General features: G+C 70.6%; 13 protein-coding genes. 10 read left to right on the top strand and 3 right to left on the bottom strand.

All coding sequences use genetic code 11. The annotated features are described in order from the left end of the window. Nucleotides 1-30: 30 nt before the first annotated feature. Nucleotides 31-921 (bottom strand): amidohydrolase family protein, encoded by an 891-nt coding sequence (locus tag HAV40_RS03640; RefSeq protein WP_166378938.1) that lies wholly within the window; start codon nucleotides 919-921, stop codon nucleotides 31-33. A gap of 104 nt (nucleotides 922-1025) precedes the next feature. Between HAV40_RS03640 and HAV40_RS03635 the strand changes: the two genes are divergently transcribed. Genes HAV40_RS03635 through HAV40_RS03625 form a run of 3 tightly spaced genes read left to right on the top strand, consistent with a single transcriptional unit; the run spans nucleotide 1026 to nucleotide 3390 of the window. Continuing rightward, a complete protein-coding gene (locus HAV40_RS03635) occupies nucleotides 1026-2051 on the top strand; it encodes a zinc-dependent alcohol dehydrogenase (RefSeq protein WP_166378936.1) in 1026 nt (341 codons plus the stop codon). Nucleotides 2052-2073: 22 nt separating this feature from the next. After that, a complete protein-coding gene (locus tag HAV40_RS03630; RefSeq protein ID WP_166378934.1) occupies nucleotides 2074-2376 on the top strand; it encodes an L-rhamnose mutarotase in 303 nt (100 codons plus the stop codon). Between the two features lie 39 nt (nucleotides 2377-2415). Beyond that, the gene (locus tag HAV40_RS03625; RefSeq protein ID WP_239086702.1) at nucleotides 2416-3390 is read left to right on the top strand and encodes an aldo/keto reductase; all 975 of its coding nucleotides are present in this window, start codon (nucleotides 2416-2418) and stop codon (nucleotides 3388-3390) included. 51 nt (nucleotides 3391-3441) lie between these two features. On the opposite strand, the gene HAV40_RS03620 is transcribed toward HAV40_RS03625, so the two are convergent. Together HAV40_RS03620 and HAV40_RS03615 are read right to left on the bottom strand one after the other, a co-directional pair. Then, nucleotides 3442-5841 (bottom strand): RICIN domain-containing protein, encoded by a 2400-nt coding sequence (locus HAV40_RS03620; RefSeq protein ID WP_239086700.1) that lies wholly within the window; start codon nucleotides 5839-5841, stop codon nucleotides 3442-3444. A gap of 136 nt (nucleotides 5842-5977) precedes the next feature. After that, on the bottom strand, nucleotides 5978-8974 hold the full coding sequence (locus HAV40_RS03615; protein WP_166378932.1) for a glycoside hydrolase family 95 protein: 2997 nt from the start codon (nucleotides 8972-8974) through the stop codon (nucleotides 5978-5980). A gap of 577 nt (nucleotides 8975-9551) precedes the next feature. Here HAV40_RS03615 and HAV40_RS03610 point away from each other — a divergent pair. The 7 genes from HAV40_RS03610 to HAV40_RS03580 all read left to right on the top strand — a co-directional run bounded on the left by HAV40_RS03610 (nucleotide 9552) and on the right by HAV40_RS03580 (nucleotide 19188). Further along, nucleotides 9552-12419 (top strand): PQQ-dependent sugar dehydrogenase, encoded by a 2868-nt coding sequence (locus HAV40_RS03610; RefSeq protein ID WP_166378930.1) that lies wholly within the window; start codon nucleotides 9552-9554, stop codon nucleotides 12417-12419. A gap of 74 nt (nucleotides 12420-12493) precedes the next feature. Continuing rightward, nucleotides 12494-14599, top strand: a complete 2106-nt coding sequence (locus HAV40_RS03605) for a ThuA domain-containing protein (RefSeq protein ID WP_166378928.1) — start codon at nucleotides 12494-12496, stop codon at nucleotides 14597-14599. Nucleotides 14600-14643: 44 nt separating this feature from the next. Beyond that, a complete protein-coding gene (locus HAV40_RS03600; RefSeq protein ID WP_166378926.1) occupies nucleotides 14644-16161 on the top strand; it encodes an arabinofuranosidase catalytic domain-containing protein in 1518 nt (505 codons plus the stop codon). Between the two features lie 313 nt (nucleotides 16162-16474). Then, on the top strand, nucleotides 16475-17344 hold the full coding sequence (locus HAV40_RS03595; RefSeq protein ID WP_166378924.1) for an MEDS domain-containing protein: 870 nt from the start codon (nucleotides 16475-16477) through the stop codon (nucleotides 17342-17344). Further along, nucleotides 17334-17783, top strand: coding sequence for an ATP-binding protein (locus HAV40_RS03590; RefSeq protein WP_166378922.1), 450 nt, complete (start codon nucleotides 17334-17336; stop codon nucleotides 17781-17783). The genes HAV40_RS03595 and HAV40_RS03590 overlap by 11 nt, the downstream gene beginning before the upstream one ends. 86 nt (nucleotides 17784-17869) lie before the next feature. After that, a complete protein-coding gene (locus HAV40_RS03585; RefSeq protein ID WP_166378920.1) occupies nucleotides 17870-18688 on the top strand; it encodes a DUF1206 domain-containing protein in 819 nt (272 codons plus the stop codon). Nucleotides 18689-18789: 101 nt separating this feature from the next. Next, nucleotides 18790-19188 (top strand): BlaI/MecI/CopY family transcriptional regulator, encoded by a 399-nt coding sequence (locus HAV40_RS03580; RefSeq protein ID WP_166378918.1) that lies wholly within the window; start codon nucleotides 18790-18792, stop codon nucleotides 19186-19188. Nucleotides 19189-19232: the final 44 nt, after the last annotated feature.

Genomic DNA, 19232 nt, shown 5'->3' with positions numbered 1-19232 from the left:
TGTCGCCGGGGCGGCACCGGGCCGGGCCTGTCACGAGCGGGCTGCGGCGACCCGGTTCTGGTCGAGGCCGTAGACCCGCGTGGCGGTGCCGGCGAGCACGTCGCGCCATCCGGCGGCGTCGAGGTCGGCCAGGCCATGGCGGAGGAGGTCCAGGGTGCGGCCGTAGCGCTCGTGGAGCAGGCAGATCGGCCAGTCGCCGCCGTACATCAACCGGTCCGTGCCGAACAGCCGCAGCGCGTCACGGAGGTGCACACCGAGCCGGGCCAGTGCGTCGCCTTCAGGGTCGGGTCCCAGGTAGAGCCCGGAGAGCTTGGCGTAGACGTGGGGGCGGCCGGCGAGGAACTCCAGCTGTTGCGACCAGCGTTCGGCATGGTCGTGTCCGGTGCGGAGCGCGGGCGCGCCGAGGTGGTCCAGGATCAGGTGGAGCCCGGGGTGGCGGCGGGCGACCTCGGCGGCCGTGGCCAGCGCCTCGGGGCCGCCGGCGACGAAGTCGAACGGCACACCGGCCTGTTCGAGCAGGCCGAGTCCGGCGTCGACATCCGGTCGCAGGATCCAGGCCGGGTCCTCGCGTTCGTGGATCAGGTTGCGTACTCCGACGAACAGTGGATCGTCGCGCAGCCGCGCGAGCCGGGCGGCGGCCACGGACGGCCGGTGCAGCGGAACGTAGCCGACCACCCCGACGACCCGGCGGTCGGATCCGGCGATCTCGAGCATCAGATCGGTGTCGAAGTCGTCGTCGGCGGACTGCACCAGCACGACCCCTCCGACGCCGCGGTCGGCCAGCTCGGGTGCGACCTCGGACAGTGTCATGGTGCGGTCGATCGGTGCGAGGTGGTTGCCGAGCCACGGGTAGACGCCGCGGTCGGGATCCCATACGTGCAGGTGGGAGTCGATGATCGTCGCAGGTGGAGGGTGGGCCATGTGACGCTCCAGGGGTAGGCGGAAACGGGCGGGCATTGTGATGCGGGTAAACATATGATGTCATATCTTCGCTCGATCCGATCCCGGCAGGCGAGAGGAAAGCCATGCATCGCGCGGTATACGAAGGCGAGCGCCGCCTGAGCGTCATCGACGTGCCCGACAGCCCGCCCGGCCCCGGCCAGGTGCAGGTCGACGTGGCCTACACCGGCATCTGCGGCACGGACCTGCACATCCTGCACGGCGTGATGGATCGGCGGGTGGGCGTCCCGGCGGTGATCGGGCACGAGATGTCGGGAACGGTGGCCAGGCTCGGCGACGGCGTCGACGGCTGGCACCCCGGCGACCCGGTCACCGTCCTGCCGGTGCTGCCCTGCGGCGCCTGCCGGACCTGCGCCGCCGGACACGGCAACGTCTGCCCCCAGCTCACCTTCATCGGCATCGACAGCGCCGGGTCCATGCAACAGCGCTGGAACGTGCCCGCGAGCGCACTGGTCCGCCTGCCCGGCACCCTCGATCTGGCCCACGGCGCGCTGGCCGAACCGACCGCCGTGGCGGTGCACGACGTACGCCGCAGCGGTCTGGCCGCCGGTGAGCACGCCGTCGTGGTCGGCGGCGGGCCCGTGGGACTGCTCATCGCCGTGGTCGCCCGGCGTATCGGAGCGCACGTGCTGGTCCTGGAGCCAAGCCCGCAGCGGCGGGCCGTCGCCGACCAGCTCGGCTTCACCGCCGCCGACCCCGCCACCGCCGACACGAACGCGCTCGTCGGCGACTGGACCGGCGGCGAGGGAGCCGCCGTCAGCTTCGAGGTCTCCGGTGCGGCCGCCGGAGTCGCCACCGGCGTGCGGGCCCTGGCCCCCCGCGGGCGGCTGGTGATGGTGGCGATCCATGCCGCACCGCGAGAGGTCGACCTCCACCGCTTCTTCTGGCGCGAACTGACGATGCTGGGCGCGCGGCTCTACAGCAGGCACGACATGGCGACCGCCGTCGAGCTGGTGGCCGCCGGCCACATCCCGGCCGCGGAGCTGATCACCCAGGTGGAGCCGCTGAACCGCGTCGGCGAGGCGTTCGCCGCACTGGAATCCGGGACCGGCGTGATGAAGGTGCTGCTCGACTGCGCGGCCGCCCGGTGACGACGATCGACAAGGAGCACCCATGCAGGTGATCGCACTGCACACCCGGCTCAGGCCCGGCCTGGAAGCCGAGTACGAACGCATCCATGCCAAGCTCTCGCCCGAGCACGAACAGGCCCTGCGCGACAGCGGGGTCCACTCGTGGCACATCTGGCGCGACGGGCTCGACCTGTTCCACACCGTGGTGTGCGACGACTGGGACGGGATGGAGACCGCGATGGCGCGACTGGCGCTGACCGGACGCTGGCACCAGGTCATCCACCCGATGCTGGACATGACGGTGTCCCAGCGCGGACCGCTGCCCCTGGTGTGGCGCCTGCCCTGACCCGCCGCCCCGGCCTCGACCGGAACCAGAGGAGCCACCGTGAACCCACCCGCCCCGGCCACGATGCCCACCCGGCCGCTCGGCCGCACCGGACTGAGCGTGTCCACGCTCGGCTTCGGCGCGGCCGGGATCGGCAACCTTGGCTACGCCGGATCAGACCTCGACGCCGCGCGGGCCGTGGACGCCGCGTGGGAGGCAGGGATCCGCCATTTCGACACCGCACCCCACTACGGGCTCGGACTGTCCGAGCGGCGGCTGGGCGCGGCGCTGCGCGCCCACCCGCGTGACGCCTACGTCCTGTCCACCAAGGTCGGCCGCCTGCTGCACCCGCATCCCGCACCGACCGGCTCCGACCTCGCGGCCGGCGGCTTCGACGTCCCCGACGACCTGGTGCGCGTCTGGGACTTCACCGCCGACGGGGTGGCCCGCAGCATCGAGGAGAGTCTGACCAGGCTGGGCGTCGACCGTATCGACATCGTCTACGTCCACGACCCTGACGACGCCGTCGACGAGGCGGTCAACCAGGCGATTCCCGCCCTGATCGCGCTACGTGACCAGGGTGTCGTCCGTGCCGTGGGCGTCGGCATGAACCAGTGGCAGGCACCGCTGCGTATGGTGCTGGAGACCGATCTCGACGCCGTCATGCTGGCCGGCCGGTACACCCTGCTGGACCGGTCCGGTGAGCGGCTGCTCGACGAGTGCGAGCGCAGGGGAGTGGCCGTGGTCGCGGCAGCGCCCTTCAACTCGGGCATCCTGGCCCGGCCCTGGCCGCCCGACGGCGCCAGCTTCAACTACCGACCGGCGCCGGAGCGGGTGCTGCAGCAGGCCCGGCGGCTGGCCGAGACCTGCCGGGAGCACGAGTTGACCCTGCCGGCGGCCGCGCTGCAGTTCCCGCTGCGTCACCCGGCTGTGGCCGCGGTCGTCAGCGGCATGAGATCGGCCGAGCACGTGCGAGCCGCCGCGGCGGGAATGCGTATACCCGTGCCGGACGCTTTCTGGCGGGCCACGCGTTAGCACGACAGCGGGGTGGGGACGACATCGTCCCCACCCCGCTGCACGGCCGGATCAGCTGCGCAGGGCCCACTGCTGGTTCGTGCCGCCGTGGCATCCCCACAGGTGCAGCAGGGTCCCGTTGGCGGTGCCGTTGCCGCTCGCATCCACGCACAGGTTCGACTGCACGCCGGTGATCGTGCCGTTGGCGTTGACGTTCCACTGCTGGTTGGCTTGCCCGTTGCAGTCCCAGACGACCAGGCGGGTGCCGTTGGCGGTGCCCTGGCCGGTGGCGTCCAGGCACTTGTTGCCGTAGACCATCAGCTGCCTGCTCGTGGTGTAGGTCCACCGCTGGCCGGTGCCGCCCCCGCAGTCCCACAACTGCACCTGGGTGCCGTTGGTCGAGCCGGCGTTCGGCACGTCGACGCAGCGCCCGGACTGACCGCCGGCGATGGTGACGCCCTGCTGGGTGGAGGGCCGCACGCCTGCGGAGTTCATCACCGTACGCGCCGCCGTCGGCCAGTTCCCGCCGGTGACGACCACCGTGCCGGTGTTGGTGTTGCCGCGCGAGCCGCTGGTGATGTTGGTGTTGGTGCTGGTCGTCCAATTGTTGGTCAGGGTCAGGTTGCCGGTGTTGTTGTTGGCCCAGTGCTGGCCGTAGGCCCACTGCCCGATGTTGTCGAACACGTTGTTGCCGGCCGACATGTACCGCGCGCCTTCGTCGAAGTACAGGCCGAGCCAGCCGTTGGTGTTGCGGAACCAGTTCTGGCTGATCGTCGTGCCCGGCAGCGCGGACAGGGCGTAGAACGCCGCACCGTCGGTCATCTGGCGCATGACGTCGTGGACGTAGTTTGCCTGCACGCGGTAGTTCGCCGCGATCGTCGCGCTCGTGTACCGGGGCTGATAGTTGTACAGCCCGCGGTCGATGTAGTCCTGCGCGCCGCCGGCATCGTTGGCGCCCCAGCCGTAGCCGATCGAGATGCCCGTGTACGGCAGGTTGTAGACCTCGTTGTTGGCCATGGCCGAGTCGGCGGCGTACGTGATGAGCAGCCCGACGTGGCTGCGGTAGTCGATGGCCACGTCGTGGACGGAGTTGTCGCTGTAGACGATGTCCCGGTTGGTCATCCGGCTGTCGCCGGGGTGGTGCGCGTCGGCCTGCACGCCACCGGCGATGACGGCACCGGCCGCGATCTGCTCGAAGGTGTTGCCGATCACGTCGATGTCGGCGGCGCCGAGCCCGACGCCGGTCGCGTGGGCGTTGGCGTCGTTGCCGATGCCCAGGCCGACCTGGCCGAGGTTGGTGAACCGGTTGCCGGTGAACCTGATCGCGTTGGCCGCCGACACCTGCACCGCCGCGGGCATCTGCCGCCAGTGGGGCCGGGTCGCCTCGAACTGCGGGCAGCCCGACTGGCACGAACTCAGCCAGTTCGACGGCCGGGACCACGTGCCGTAGATGTACGCGCCGGTCTGCTGGTCGGCGTAGCCCTGGCCGGTGTTGGGCTGCAGCCAGCTGGTGTGCGAGAACTGCAGGCCCGCGAAGGCGAGGTGATGGGCCGGCGCCGCGTAGGTGCCACCCACCCGGAGCAGCGACTCCAGCCGGGGGAGCCGCACATCGGCGGTGGACATGTTCTCGCCGCTCAGCGGCTTGTAGTAGAGCTGGCCGGCGGAGGTGTCCAGGTACCACTCGCCGGCGGTGTCGAGGAACTCACGGGCGTTCACGAGGTACATCGGCCCGGCGCGGAACGGGCTGCTCAGCGTGTCGTAGCCGAAGGTGTTGTTGTTCCAGGCCGGCTGCTCCATGGTGATGGCGTTGCCGCTGATGGACTGCACCGGCACGTACCGGTCGGTGAACGAGTTCACCGACTCCAGCTCGACGCGGTCCTCCGCGGCGACGTTGTTCAGGTACGCCAGCGCGCTGCTGGTGAAGGTCATACCACTGGTCGTCATCGTGAAGTCACCGCGGTTGACCTGGGTACGGGCCCGGGTCGCGATACGGCCGTCGACGTAGAGCTGGCGGCTGTCGAAACCGGCGTTCGCCGCGGCGCGCCAGATGTTCTGCGTGGCGTCGACCTGGGTCCAGCCCGTGACGCGCTGCCCGCCGGAGATGACCGGCTGGGTGCCCGTCGCGGCCTGCCAGAACACGGTGTAGCCGTTCGCGCCCGAGTCCGCGGACGTGAACGTCAGCGGCGCGGACAGGGCGTAGGTGCCACCGGCCAGCTGTACCACGATGTCCCCGCTCATCGTCGGCGCGAGACCGCGCACCGTCGACTGGGCCTGGGTCAGCGAACACGGTTGCGCGGTGGAGCACCCCGTGCCGGACCCGGTGGGCGATACGTACAGGGTGGTCATGACCGCGGCGGCGGCGGGCGTGGCCGACAGCGCCGAAACGGCGACCAGCAGTGCGGCGGTGTAAAGGGGCAGCAGCCGGGATCGGCGTTTCGTCAATCGAGGGGTGCGGCCGAGTGCAGAAGCCACGGGGGCGTCCTTTCGCGAGTTGAGCCGCTGGCGGAGGCGCAGCAGGCACCGGTGACGTCATCAGCGCGAAACGCTGGCGTGCATCACATCACACGTATGACGTCATAGCAATGTGGAGATCGATGGCCGGGCCCTGCTACGAGCCGATCGCCATGGCGAAGATGTGCATCGTCGGCACGCCGGACGCCGGTCGTGAACTGATGTTGGGCAGCTCGACGCGCACGACGGGCTTAGCCGACAGGGACACGCCCGCGTAGTAGATGGTGGCGGCCGTGTTCTCCCGGCGGTTGCCGGGCCGGTTCTGGTAGGCCATGGCGATCGCCGCGGTGGCGCCGCTCTTGGGTCCGCCGTACCAGTCGGGGACGCTGAGGGTGAACGACTGGCGTGTGCCGTCGGCGTAGACCACGGTGGCGGTGCCGCCGACCGCGCCGTACGTTCCGGCGGCCAGGAACCCCAGCTTGCTGCCGGTGCCGCTGATGGCCACGGACTGGCCCGAGGCGATCGCGTTGTCCGCCCCGCCCGGCTGGACGTTGGGCCACCGGAAGGTGATTCCCTCACGGGTCAGGGTCGCGCCGGGAACCACCCCGACCAGGGCGAGGGCCTGCGCGGACAGCGTCGCCCCGTTGCCGTCGAAGTCGCCCACCCCCGTGTTGGCGTCGTTGGTCGTGCTGGCGTTGGCGAAAAGCTGCTCCAACATCGGCGTCGTCTGTCCCGTCGGCTGCGCGCGGTAGGTGCGGCCGGCCTGGACGGTGATCCGTACGCAGTCGGACTCGACCCTGGCGGGGGTCACCGCGGAGCCGTCTGCGGTGTCGACCACGGTGAAGCCGCCGGTGAACAGCCGCGCCCGCACCTGCACCACGCCGGCCCGGTCGGCCCGGATCACCGCCTCGGTGAGCTGGCCCGAGCTCCAGGTCAGGCCCACGGTGTATCCGCCGCGGCCGCGCAGGCCGGTCACCCGGCCGGTGGACCACGCCGAGGGCAGCGCGGGCAGCAGGTGCAGCTCGGCGTTGTGGCTGTGCAGCAGCATCTCGGCGATGCCGGATGTCGCCCCGAAGTTGCCGTCGATCTGGAACGGCGGATGCAGGTCGAACATGTTCGGCGCGAGCCGGGACGTGTTGACCAGGTCCCTGATCAGCTTGTGGGCCCGCGCGCCCTCCTCCATCCGCGCCCAGAAATTGATCTTCCAGGCGAGTGACCACCCGGTGCCGTCGTCGCCGCGCAGCTCCAGCGTCCGGCGCGCGGCTTCGAACAGCGTGGGCGTCGCCCGCCTGGTGATCTGGTTGCTCGGATGCAGGCCGTACAGGTGGGAGACGTGGCGGTGGTACTGCTCGGTCTCGACCCAGTCGGCCAGCCACTCCTGGATGTTGCCCCGCGAACCCACCTTCATCGGCGCCAGGCGCTGCCGGGCCGCGCGGACCTGCGAGCGGAAGTCGGCGTCCACGCCGAGCACCTCGCTCGCGGCGGCGCACCCGTCGAACAGGTCCCGCAGGATCTGGTTGTCCATCGTCGGACCGGCGCAGACGCTGACGTTGGCGTGGTGGGACAGCTCGGGGGAGTTGGACGGGTTGGTCACCAGGTAGCCGAGATTCGGTTCGGTGACCAGCGTGCTGAGGAAGAACTGGGCCGCGCCCTTCATCGCCGGATAGTTGGCGCCCAGGAACGAGACGTCGCCGGTGAACCGGTAGTGGTCCCAGATCAGGGTCGCCAGCCACGCGCCGCCGGTCTGCCACATGCCCCAGAACGCGCCGTCGACCACCGAGGTCGCGCGCCAGGCGTCGGTGTTGTGGTGGGTGACCCAGCCGCTCGCCCCGTACTGCGCCTGGGCGGTCCGGGCCCCGGTGACCGCCAGATCCCGGATCATCGCGAACACCGGCTCGTGGCACTCGGCCAGGTTCGTCGTGTCGGCCGGCCAGTAGTTCATCGGCAGGTTCGCGTTGATCGTGTACTTCGAGTCCCACGGCGGGCTCATCTGGTCGTTCCAGATGCCCTGCAGGTTGGCCGGCTGCGTACCGGGCCGGGAGGAGGCGATGAGCAGGTACCGGCCGTACTGGAACAGCAGCGCGGAGAACTGCGGGTCGGTGACGGACGCGTGCTGGCTGATGCGTACGTCGGTGGGCTGGTCCGCCGCGGAGGTGCGGCCGAGGTCGAGCGTCGTCCGGTTGAACAGTGCCTGGTAGTCGGCGGTGTGCCGGGCGAGCAGGCTGTCGTAGGACAGGCCGCGGGCGGCGCTGAGGTGGCGGCGGGCGATGCCCTGGTGGTCGCCGCTGACGTCGCGGTAGCTGAGGTAGCTCGACCCGATCGACACGAACAGGGTCACGCTGGTCGCGCCGGAGACCCGCAGCGTGCCGCCGGAACTGGAGACGGTGCCGCCGCTGGCGCTCACCCCGGCGAGGGCGTGGAACCGGACGGCCCCGGTCACCCCCTCCATGGAGCCGGAGGTGCCGTTCAGGGCGATGGTGCTGCTGTCCGGGCTGGACACGCTCGACGACTGCGGGCTGTCGAACGCCGCGGTGAACGTGACCGCCCCGGTGCGGTCGGCGGTCAGCCGCATGACGATCACCTGGTCGGGCGCGCTGGCGAACACGTCGCGCTGGTAGCGAACGCCGTTCATCACGTACGTGACCGAGGTGGTGGCGGTGGTCAGGTCGAGCCGGCGGTGGTACTGCGAGGCGCTGCCGGAGGTGGGGAACGTCAGCCGGAGGTTGCCGACCGGCTGGTAGGCGAGCTGCCCGACGGGCTTGCCGAGCATGCGCGCGTTGATCAGGTCCTGGGCCTGGCCCCACTGGTTGGCGAAGACCAGCCGCCGGATCTCTGCCAGCGCCGCCGCGCCCGCGGTGTTGGCGGGATCGTGCGGGCCACCGGCCCACACCGTGTCCTCGTTGAGCTGGAGCCGCTCGGTGTCGACGTTGCCGAAGACCATCGCGCCCAGGCGGCCGTTGCCGACGGGCAGGGCGCGCAACCAGTCGGTGCCGGCGGATTGGCCGTACCACAGCGCCAGGTCGTCGGCCGCGAGCACCTCGGCGGGCGCAGCCGAGCCGGCCTGCGCCTCGGCGGTCCAGGGCAGCGGCATGAGCAGGGCTCCGGCGCCCACGGCACCGGTCTTGATCACTTGTCGGCGGGTCGGATCGGACATCGCTCAACTCCTTGAAGCAACAGCGGGATGGGAGAAGCGCGCCGGAGGTCGACGTGGTGCAAGACAGGAAGTGCGCTGTATGACGTCTGAGCACGCCGCACGCCTGACCCGAACCGCCCTGACGTGCTCGATCGGTGCCCTGCCAGCCGAGGCGGGTGACGGTGCCGACCCTCCCGCGGTCCATCGAATGTGAACGATAACAGGGCGTGAGTCAAGATGTGACGAAAAGGTTTCGCGTGTGCGCAGGTCAGCTCAAGCATCCGCATCGGAGGTAATCCACCGGAGAAGATCGATGGGTGCGGGTGGGTTGACAACCAAGATGTGAACGATAACATCGACCGAGCCGACTTACTGGTAACACGTCATATGACATAGCCACCAAAGCATGTGACGGGTCGGCAAGGTTTCGTCGAGGCGTGCCGGCGGCGCGGCACCCACCGACCGGCGATCTGTGATGGCTCCATCCGCCGTCAGAGGCCGCCACCTGTCAGGTGCGGCACCTGGCAGGCAGCACCCCCACGGCACTCGGCGCGATGGTTCGCGCCCGCCTGGCCATCACTTGTCAGGAAGGGTCCTCATGTCCATCCGGGACGGTCTCCCCCCGCACCGCACCAGACGATGGTTCTCCGCAAGCTCAGCGCTGTTGCTGACCACGACCGGCGCGATCGCCATACTCGCCGCGGGCCCCGCCGGGCTCGGCGGCCCGGCTCCGGCGCAGGCCCACACGATCGTCAGCACCGACTACCAGCAGGTCACCCTCGCCAAAGGGCTGTCCGAAATGGGCGAGCCGATGACGCTGGCCGTGCTGCCGGACCGGTCGGTCCTGCACACCGCGCGTAACGGCACGCTGCGCCGCACCGACGCGGCAGGCAACACCTCCGTCGTCGGCACCATCGCGGTCTACACCCACGACGAGGAGGGCCTGCAGGGCGTCGGCGTCGACCCGAACTTCGCCACGAACCGGCACATCTACCTGTACTACGCCCCGCCGCTGTCGACCCCGAGCGGTGACGCCCCGTCCACCGGCAGCAACTGGTCGGCCTGGCAGGGCGTCAACCGGTTGTCGCGGTTCACGCTGAACTCCGACTTCACCGTCAACCAGTCGAGCCGGGTCGACATCCTCGACGTCGCCGCCGACCGGGGCATCTGCTGCCACACCGGCGGCGACATCGACTTCGACGCGGCCGGCAACCTGTACCTGTCCACCGGCGACGACACCAACCCGTTCGAATCGGCCGGTTACGCCCCGCTCGACGAGCGGACCAACCGCAACCCCGCCTACGACGCCCAGCGGTCGGCGGCCAACACCAACGACCTGCGCGGCAAGATCCTCCGCATCAAGGTCAACGCCAACGGGTCGTACGCGATCCCGGACGGCAACATGTTCGTCGACTCCGACTCCCGGACCCGTCCCGAGATCTACGCGATGGGTTTCCGCAACCCGTTCCGGATCAGCGTCGACAAGGCCACCGGCGTCGTCTACGTCGGCGACTACGGCCCGGACGCGGGCAGCACCTCCAACCGTGGCCCGAGCGGGCAGGTCGAGTTCAACCGGGTCACCGGGCCGGGCTTCTACGGCTGGCCGTACTGCACCGGCACGAACACCTCCAACGAGACCTACGCCGAGTGGGACTTCGCGGCCAACTCCGCCGGATCGAAGTACAACTGCGGCGGCGGGCCGACCAACAACTCGTTCCGCAACACCGGCCTGCCCACCCTGCCGGCCGCGAAGACGGCCTGGATCCGCTACGCCGGGGACTCGGGCAGCCCGTCGGAGTTCGGCGGCGGCTCGGAGTCGCCGATGGGCGGCCCGGTCTACCGCTACGACGCCTCCTCGTCGTCGAGCACCAAGTTCCCGCAGGGCTTCGACGGGCAGTTCTTCGCCGGCGAGTTCGGCCGTGGCTGGGTCAAGCCGATCCACGTCAACTCCGACGGCAGCCGCGGCGCCATCGAGACCTTCCCGTGGAACGGCAAGCAGGTCATGGACATGACCTTCGGACCCGACGGCGCGCTGTACGTGCTGGACTACGGCACCGGCTACTACAACGGCGACGCCAACTCGGCCCTGTACCGCTACGACTACGTCGGCAGCGGCAACCGGGCCCCGACCGCCGTCGCGACAGCCGACCGGACGTCAGGCACGGCGCCACTGACCGTGAACTTCTCCTCCGCCGGTTCGGCAGACCCCGAGGGCGGCACGCTCACCTACTCGTGGGCCTTCGGCGACGGCACCACGTCGACGTCCGCCAACCCGGCCAAGACCTACAGCGCCAACGGCGCCTACACCGCCACCCTGACGGTCCGGGACCCGCAGGGCGCGTCCGGCACCTCCAGCGTGCAGATCGGCGTCGGCAACACCGCGCCGACGGTCACCATCAACAGCCCCGCCAACGGCCAGCTGTTCAGCTTCGGCGACACCGTGTCGTTCAGCATCACGGCAAGCGACCCCGAGGACGCCACGATCGACTGCACCAGGGTCAAGATGACCTACGTGCTCGGCCACGACAGCCACGGCCATCAGATCACCTCGCAGAACGGCTGCACCGGCACCATCGTGGTTCCCGTCGACGGCGAGCACGACGACGCGGCCAACATCTTCGGGGTCTTCGACGCCGAGTACACCGACGCCGGCGGCCTGACCACGCACACCCAGCACACGCTGCAGCCGCGCAAGCGCCAGGCCGAGCACTTCAAGACCTCGTCGGGGATCTCCACCTTCGACAAGAGCGCCGCCGAGGGCGGCAAGACCGTCGGTGACATCCACAACGGCGACTGGATCGCGTTCCAGCCCTACCGGATCAGCAACGTCACCGGATTCAGCGCCCGCGTCTCATCCGCGGGCAGCGGCGGCACGCTGCAGATCCGGGCCGGTTCGGCCACCGGCACCGTGCTCGGCTCGGCGACCGTGCCGGTCACGGGCTCGTGGGACACCTTCGCCACGGTCACCGGCACGATCAGCGGCCCGCCGAGCGGCGCCACCACCCTGTACCTGACCTTCGCCGGGTCGGGGACCGGCTTCCTGTACGACCTCGACTCGTTCACCCTGTCCACCGGCGGAACCTCCCCCGGGACCGGTCCGGTCAAGGGCCTGGCGGGCAAGTGCCTGGACGTGCGCAGCGGCTCGTCGGCCGACGGCACGCAGATCCAGCTACTGACCTGCAACGGGACCTCTGCGCAGACGTGGACGGTGTCGGGGTCGACGCTGCGTGCGCTGGGCAAGTGCCTGGACGTCAGCGGCGGCGGCACCGCGAACGGCACGAAGATCCAGCTGTGGACCTGCACCGGCGGTGCGGCGCAGGTCTGGGCGGCGCAGTCCGACGGGTCGCTGCGTAACCCGCAGTCGGGCAAGTGCCTGGACGTGTCCGGCAACAACTCGGCCGACGGCACTGTCGTGGCCCTGTGGACCTGCAACGGCGGCGCCAACCAGAAATGGACCCTGCCCTGACGCGACGGCCCCTCACCGGTGGTCCCGCACCGGTGAGGGGCCTCGCGTCCCCTTCCCGACCAAGGAGAGCCCCCATGCGCAGACTCCTGCGACCCGCCCTCGGCGCGGCCACCGCCGTCCTCGCCGCCCTCGCCGCGACCGCTGCGGCCAGCCCCGCCAGCGCCGCCGACACCCCCTACGACGTGCTCGTCTTCTCCAAGACCGCCGGCTTCCGACACGACTCGATCGCCGCCGGCATCGCCGCGATCCAGTCCCTCGGCGCGGCCAACAGCTTCACCGTCACCGCCACCGAGGACGCCACCGCCTTCACCACCGGCAACCTCGCCCAGTACGAAGCGGTCGTCTTCCTCAACACCACCGGCGACGTCCTGAACTCCAGCCAGCAGACCGCGTTCGAGTCCTACATCGGCTCAGGGGGCGGCTTCGTCGGCGTGCACGCCGCCGCCGACACCGAGTACAGCTGGCCGTTCTACGGCAACCTCGTCGGGGCGTACTTCGCCTCCCACCCGGCGATCCAGCAGGCCAACATCAAGGTCGAGAACCGGTCCCACCCGGCCACCGCCCACCTGTCGCCGACCTGGACCCGCACCGAGGAGTGGTACAACTACCAGACCAACGCCCGCTCCACCGCACGGGTGCTGGCCACCGTCGACGAGTCCTCATACTCCGGCGGCTCCATGGGCACCGACCACCCGCACGCCTGGTGCAAGACCTACAGCGGCGGCCGGGCCTTCTACACCGGCGGCGGGCACTCGCCGTCGGCCTACTCCGAGACGGCGTTCCGCGGCCACCTGCTCGGCGGCATCCGTTACGCCGCCGGCCGGGCCAAGGCCGACTGCCGCCCGGAGACCGGCTACACCGCCCTCTACAACGGTTCGACCAGCGGCTGGTCGCAGGTCGGGCCGGGCAGCTTCGCCAACTCCGACGGGACACTCACGTCCTCCGGTGGCATGGGCATGCTCTGGTACACCACCCGCGAGTACGTCAACTACTCGCTCAAGCTCGACTGGCGGGTGCCGGGCGACGACAACTCCGGTGTCGTCATCGGGTTCCCCACCCCCAGCAGCGCGCAGGGAGCGCTGGACAGCGGCTACGAGGTCCAGATCGACGCCACCGACTCCGCCGACAAGACCACCGGCGCGATCTACGGCCTGCAGTCGGCCGACCTGACCGCCCGCGACGCGGCCCTCAACCCGCCAGGGGAGTGGAACACCTTCGAACTGCTCGTCGAAGGGGAGCGGCTGCAGGTCTTCCTGAACGGCTCGAAGATCAACGACTACACGAACACCAACGCGGCCCGGTCGATGGCCGGATACGTCGGTATCCAGAACCACGGCACCGGCGACGACGTCGGCTACCGCAACATCCGGATCAAGGACCTCGGCGGCACCCCGCCGACCGGCGACATCACCCGCCAGGCCGAGTCGTACTCCTCGGCCGCCGGAGTCTCGGCGCTGGCCAAGTCGGGCGCCAACGGGGGGCAGGTGCTGGGCAACATCGAATCCGGCGACTGGGCGGCGTACAACGGCCTCGATCTGACCGGCAGCACCTCGTTCCGGGCCCGGGTGGCCTCCGCGGGCGCCGGTGGCACGATCCAGGTCCGGACCGGCTCGGCCGGCGGAACAGTGCTGGGCACCGTCACCGTGCCCAACACCGGCAGCTGGACGAACTTCCAGAACGTCACCACCAGCCTGTCCGGTGTCCCGTCCAGCACCCAGACCCTGTACCTGACCTTCACCGGGCCGAGCGGCTTCCTCTTCGACGTGGATGAGTTCGTCCTGGTCAAGGGCACCGCGAGCACGGGTGTCGGTCCGGTCAAGGGCCTGGCGGGCAAGTGCCTGGACGTGCGCAGCGGCTCGTCGGCCGACGGCACGCAGATCCAGCTACTGAGCTGCAACGGGACCTCTGCGCAGACGTGGACGGTGTCCGGTGCGACGCTGCGCGCACTGGGCAAGTGCCTGGACGTCAGCGGCGGCGGCACGGCGAACGGCACGAAGATCCAGCTGTGGACCTGCACCGGCGGTGCGGCGCAGGTCTGGGCGGCGCAGTCCGACGGGTCGCTGCGTAACCCGCAGTCGGGCAAGTGCCTGGACGTGTCCGGCAACAACTCGGCCGACGGCACTGTCGTGGCCCTGTGGACCTGCAACGGCGGCGCCAACCAGAAGTGGACCCTGCCGTGACCGGCCCCGAGTGCCCCGCGATCCGCACCCCGGGAGGTGGCCCGATGATCACCCCGACAACCCGCCGTCCCCGCCGGCTGGCGGCCGCCACCGTGGCGGCGGCCCTGGTCGTCGCTGGTCTGGCCGTCGCCGTCCAGGCCGACGTCGCACTGGCCGCGACGGTCGGCACGCCCACGCGGATCGTGGGCGGCCAGTCCGGCCGGTGCCTGGAGGTGCCGAACTCCAGCACCGCCAACGGCCCGCAGACCCAGCTGTGGGACTGCAACGGCAGCACCGGACAGGCCTGGACGCTCACCACGGGCGGCCAGCTGACGGTCTACGGCAGCAAATGCCTCGACGCCTCCGGCCGGGGCACCGCCAACGGCACACAGGCCATCATCTGGGACTGCAATGGCCAGAACAACCAGCAGTGGAACCTCAACACCAACGGCACCATCACCGGCGCGCAGTCGGGCCTGTGCCTGGACGCCAACGCCGCGGCGACCGCCAACGGCACGAAGGTCCAGCTCTGGGCCTGCAACGGCGGCGCCAACCAGCAGTGGGCGCAGTCGGTGCCGGGCTCGCCCAGCCCGACCCCGACCTCGACACCACCCGCCGGGGGCGGACCATGCGACATCTACGCCGCGGGCGGAACCCCCTGCGTTGCCGCGCACAGCACCACCCGAGCCCTGTACCGCTCCTACACCGGAAACCTGTACCAGGTCAGGCGCTCCTCGGACGGCACCACCCGCAACATCGGGGTGCTGAGCACCGGCGGTACGGCCAACGCGGCGGCGCAGGACACGTTCTGCGCGAACACCACGTGCGTCATCACGGTGCTGTTCGACCAGTCCGGGCGCGGCAACGACCTCTGGTACCAGGGTTCGAGCGTGGTCCCCGGATCACCGCAGAGCCGGCCGGCCGTGGCGACCACCGAGTCGCTGACGGTCGGCGGCAGCAAGGCGTACTCGCTGTACATCAACCCCGGCAACAGCTACTGGCGCGACGGCCACCTGACCGGTGTCCCGACCGGCAGCGCGCCCGAAGGCATGTACATGGTCACCAGCGGCACGCACGTCAACAGCGGCTGCTGCTTCGACTACGGCAACAGCGAGACCACCCGCAAAGCCGACGCGGCCGGCGCGATGGACGCCATCTACTTCGGCACCAGCTGCTGGTTCGGCGGCTGCTCGGGTTCGGGACCGTGGGTGCAGGCCGATCTCGAATGGGGCCTGTTCCCCGGCGGCAGCAGCACCTGGAACCCGAACCAGCGGGCGTTCACCAGCAAGTTCGTCACCGCCACGCTCAAGAACAACGGCGTCTCGCGATTCGCCATCAAGGGCAGCAACGCCCAGTCCGGCAGCCTCTACACGCTCTGGGACGGCGCTCTGCCCAGCGGATACAGCCCCATGAAGAAGCAGGGGGCCATCGTGCTGGGCAGCGGCGGTGACTGCTGCAAGCCCGACGGCGGCGCCAACGCCAGCGCGGGCACCTTCTACGAGGGGGCCATGGTCGCGGGCTATCCGACCGACGTCACCGAGAACGCGGTCCAGGCGAACATCGTCGCCGCCGGGTACCGCTGATGCGGCCCTGGTGAGGTCAGCGCCGCCGCTGACCTCACCAGGCAGGCTCACCCGCCCGACGCGGGTATAGTCATCTGCACCGAACTTTCCTTGAGCCAGGTTCGGCTGACTCCTCGCAGAGCCTCGCCGCCAGCCGTGCGGCCGCTCTGACCTGCCAAACCGGCAACCTGCGCCGAACAGCCCACGGCCGGGAACGACACGACGCGCCGGGATGCCTACGCAACCGGTTTGCCCCGTCGGGTCCCGGGTACGCGCTGCGCGAGCCGGCAGAGACGCTACGGTGGTGCTCGCCATGTCGGTTGGAGGAGTCGCAGTGAGCGGTACGTCGGTGGAGGACCTGAAGCCAGGTGATCATGCCTGTCTGACATTCTCCGACAACGACGAGCGCCTGGACATCGTCGCGGCGTTCGTGCGCGACGGCCTCCGACTCGGCGAGAAGGTCCTGTGCCTTACCGAGGCGGTCAGCCAGACGGCACTGGCCGACGAACTCGCCGGTCGCGGCCTGGGCGTAGCGTCGGCCACCCGGTCCGGGCAGCTACAGGTCGGCCCCAGCGGCGAGTTCTTCACGCCGCAGGGATCGTTCGACCCCACCAGCACGATAGACAGCCTGCAGGAGCAGATCGACCTGGCCCACCGGGACGGGTACGGCGGCCTGCGGGTGACCGGCGACATGTGCTGGGCGCTGCGCCCGGTCAACGGCGTGGCGGGACTGATGGAGTACGAGTCGCGGCTGACCCGGCTGCTCGCCGGGCAGAACGCCACCGCGGCATGCCAGTACGACCGCCAGTGCTTCGACACCGTGACGATGGCCTCGGCAGCCGACGCCCACGGCATGAACGTCACCGCCGTCACCTACCACGACGACGCCATGCTGCGGATCTGCCGCCAGTACGTGCCGACCGGCGTGCGCGTCGCCGGTGAGATCGACTACCGGGCGATCGAGCCGCTCACCCTCGCCCTGTCCGAGGCGCTCGCGCTCGACGACCACCTCGACGTCAACCTGACCCGGCTCAGGTTCATGGACACCAGCACCGCCGGGGTGATCGTTCAGACCGCGTTCGGCCTGACCGGTCAGCAGACCATGACCGTGCGCTGCACACCGATCTCGGCCCAGGTGCTCGCCGCGCTCGGACTACAGGGCCTGGCGCGGGTCACCATGACGACGGTCCGCCATGACGACTGAACCCGGAAGCCGCTCCGCCCAGGCCCCGGCCGAGGGCCTGCCTGCCGACGCGGTGCTGCTGGTCGAGCTGCCGTTCGCCGAGGCGGAGCTGGCCAGCCTGCGCCCGGCGGTGGCCGCCCACGCCGACGCGGCCGGTCTGCCCGCGGACCGTGTCGACGCGCTCGTCTTCGTCGCGTACGAGCTGGCCACCAACGTCGTGCGACACGGCGGCGGCGAGGGCCGGATACGGCTGTGGGCCGGAACCGACGCCGTCTACTGCAGCGTCTCCGACAGCGGCCCGGGCATCCCGGCCGGCATCGATGGACAGGTGCGCCCTGAGCCCGGCACGCCCGACAGCCGGGGCCTGTGGCTGGTCCGCACGCTCGCCGACGGGATGGAGATCGGCACCGGCGACGGTGGCGGCACGACGGTGACCGCGACGATCACCCACCGGCGATAGGCCGGGGCCGACCTGCGGCGCAGGGCCTCCTACGTGGTGTAGGTGGATGGAGTTTGCCGGAGCCCGTCGGTTGGTATCGGCAGGACATGAGCCTCACCACCACGGCCCGTCGTAAGGCGCGGACGGCCGGCGACAGCCCCGCACTGGAGAAACTGACCCGAGCCGGTCTGCTCGGCTACGGCCTGCTGCATCTGGCGGTCGGCTGGCTCGCCCTGCAGATCGCCCACGGCCGGTCGGCCCGCGGTGACCAGTCGGGTGCGTTCCGGCTGCTGGCCGGGCAGCCGTTCGGCAGGGTCCTGGTCTGGGCCATCGCCGCCGGGCTGGTCGCGATGGCGATCTGGCAGCTGTTCGAGGCGGCGGTCGGCCACCTCGACGAGCAGGGTGGCAGGCGCGTGCTGGAACGGGTCGTCTCCGCCGGGCGCACCATCGCCTACGGCGCGCTGGGCGCGACCGCCATCCAGGTGGCCGACGGCGGCGACCCGGCCACCGGCAGCCAGCAGCGCGAGGCCACATCCGGAGTGCTCGGCCAGCCGGGCGGGCAGTGGCTGGTCGGCGCCGCGGGCATCGCGGTCACCGTGGTGGGACTGGTCCTGGTCGTCCACGGCATCAGGAAGGGCTTCGTGCGAAACCTGCGGCGGAACCTGATGAGCGCGGGGGAGTTCCAAGCGGCGGTTCGCACCGGTCAGCTCGGCTATGCCGGCAAAGGCGCGGTGTACGCCGTCGCCGGGGTGCTCGTCACGATCGCGGCCGCCACCTTCGACCCCGCCAAGTCGGCCGGGCTCGACGGGGCGCTGCACACCCTGGCGCAGCAGCCGTTCGGATACGCGCTGCTGCTCGTCGCGGCGGCCGGTTTCGCGCTGTTCGGGGTGTACTGCTACTTCCAGGCCCGCTACCGGAAGGTGTGACGGCCGCGCCCGGCGCATAACAGTCTCCGGGCACGCTCGTCGACCCCGGTGGGCCACGCAGCCGAACCGGGCGATACCACCGCGTAGATATGGTTCAGGGGATGAATGACAGCGCCGGTCGCCGCCGTGCCGCGGGCGAACTCGAAGGCCAGGTGATGACCGTCCTGTGGTCCGGGGGCCGGTCGATGACCCCGGCCGAGGTTCAGGCACGGCTCGACCCGGCGCCCGCGTACAACACCGTGCAGACGATCCTGATCCGCCTCGTGGACAAGCAGCTGGTACGCCGCAGCCGCGCGGGCCGTGCCCACGCGTACGAACCGGTGCGCAGTGAGGCCGACGCCGCCGCCGCGCAGCTGCGCGCGACACTCAGCGGTGTCGGCGATCGCCACCTGACCCTGCAGCGCTTCGCGGAGACCCTCGACGACGCCGAAGCTCAGGTGCTGCGGCGGCTGCTGTCCGACACGCAGCCGGGGAGCGCCTGGCTCGGCATGATCAGCTAGGGCGCTTCGTCGCCGGGTCGGGCCGATGCCGCCAGGCTGTCGGC

Source organism: Catellatospora methionotrophica (genome assembly GCF_011297335.1).
In the GTDB taxonomy this organism is placed as follows: Bacteria; Actinomycetota; Actinomycetes; order Mycobacteriales; family Micromonosporaceae; genus Catellatospora; species Catellatospora methionotrophica.
This window is presented reverse-complemented; position numbering and strand designations above follow the sequence as displayed.

What these genes read in the sequence shown, in the direction of transcription:
- HAV40_RS03630 (WP_166378934.1), top strand. Translation starts at nt 2,074, where the DNA reads ATGCAGGTGATCGCACTGCACACCCGGCTCAGGCCCGGCCTGGAAGCC.
- HAV40_RS03585 (WP_166378920.1), top strand. Translation starts at nt 17,870, where the DNA reads ATGAGCCTCACCACCACGGCCCGTCGTAAGGCGCGGACGGCCGGCGAC.
- HAV40_RS03605 (WP_166378928.1), top strand. Translation starts at nt 12,494, where the DNA reads ATGCGCAGACTCCTGCGACCCGCCCTCGGCGCGGCCACCGCCGTCCTC.
- HAV40_RS03580 (WP_166378918.1), top strand. Translation starts at nt 18,790, where the DNA reads ATGAATGACAGCGCCGGTCGCCGCCGTGCCGCGGGCGAACTCGAAGGC.
- HAV40_RS03600 (WP_166378926.1), top strand. Translation starts at nt 14,644, where the DNA reads ATGATCACCCCGACAACCCGCCGTCCCCGCCGGCTGGCGGCCGCCACC.
- HAV40_RS03610 (WP_166378930.1), top strand. Translation starts at nt 9,552, where the DNA reads ATGTCCATCCGGGACGGTCTCCCCCCGCACCGCACCAGACGATGGTTC.
- HAV40_RS03590 (WP_166378922.1), top strand. Translation starts at nt 17,334, where the DNA reads ATGACGACTGAACCCGGAAGCCGCTCCGCCCAGGCCCCGGCCGAGGGC.
- HAV40_RS03640 (WP_166378938.1), bottom strand. Translation starts at nt 921, where the DNA reads ATGGCCCACCCTCCACCTGCGACGATCATCGACTCCCACCTGCACGTA.
- HAV40_RS03635 (WP_166378936.1), top strand. Translation starts at nt 1,026, where the DNA reads ATGCATCGCGCGGTATACGAAGGCGAGCGCCGCCTGAGCGTCATCGAC.
- HAV40_RS03615 (WP_166378932.1), bottom strand. Translation starts at nt 8,974, where the DNA reads ATGTCCGATCCGACCCGCCGACAAGTGATCAAGACCGGTGCCGTGGGC.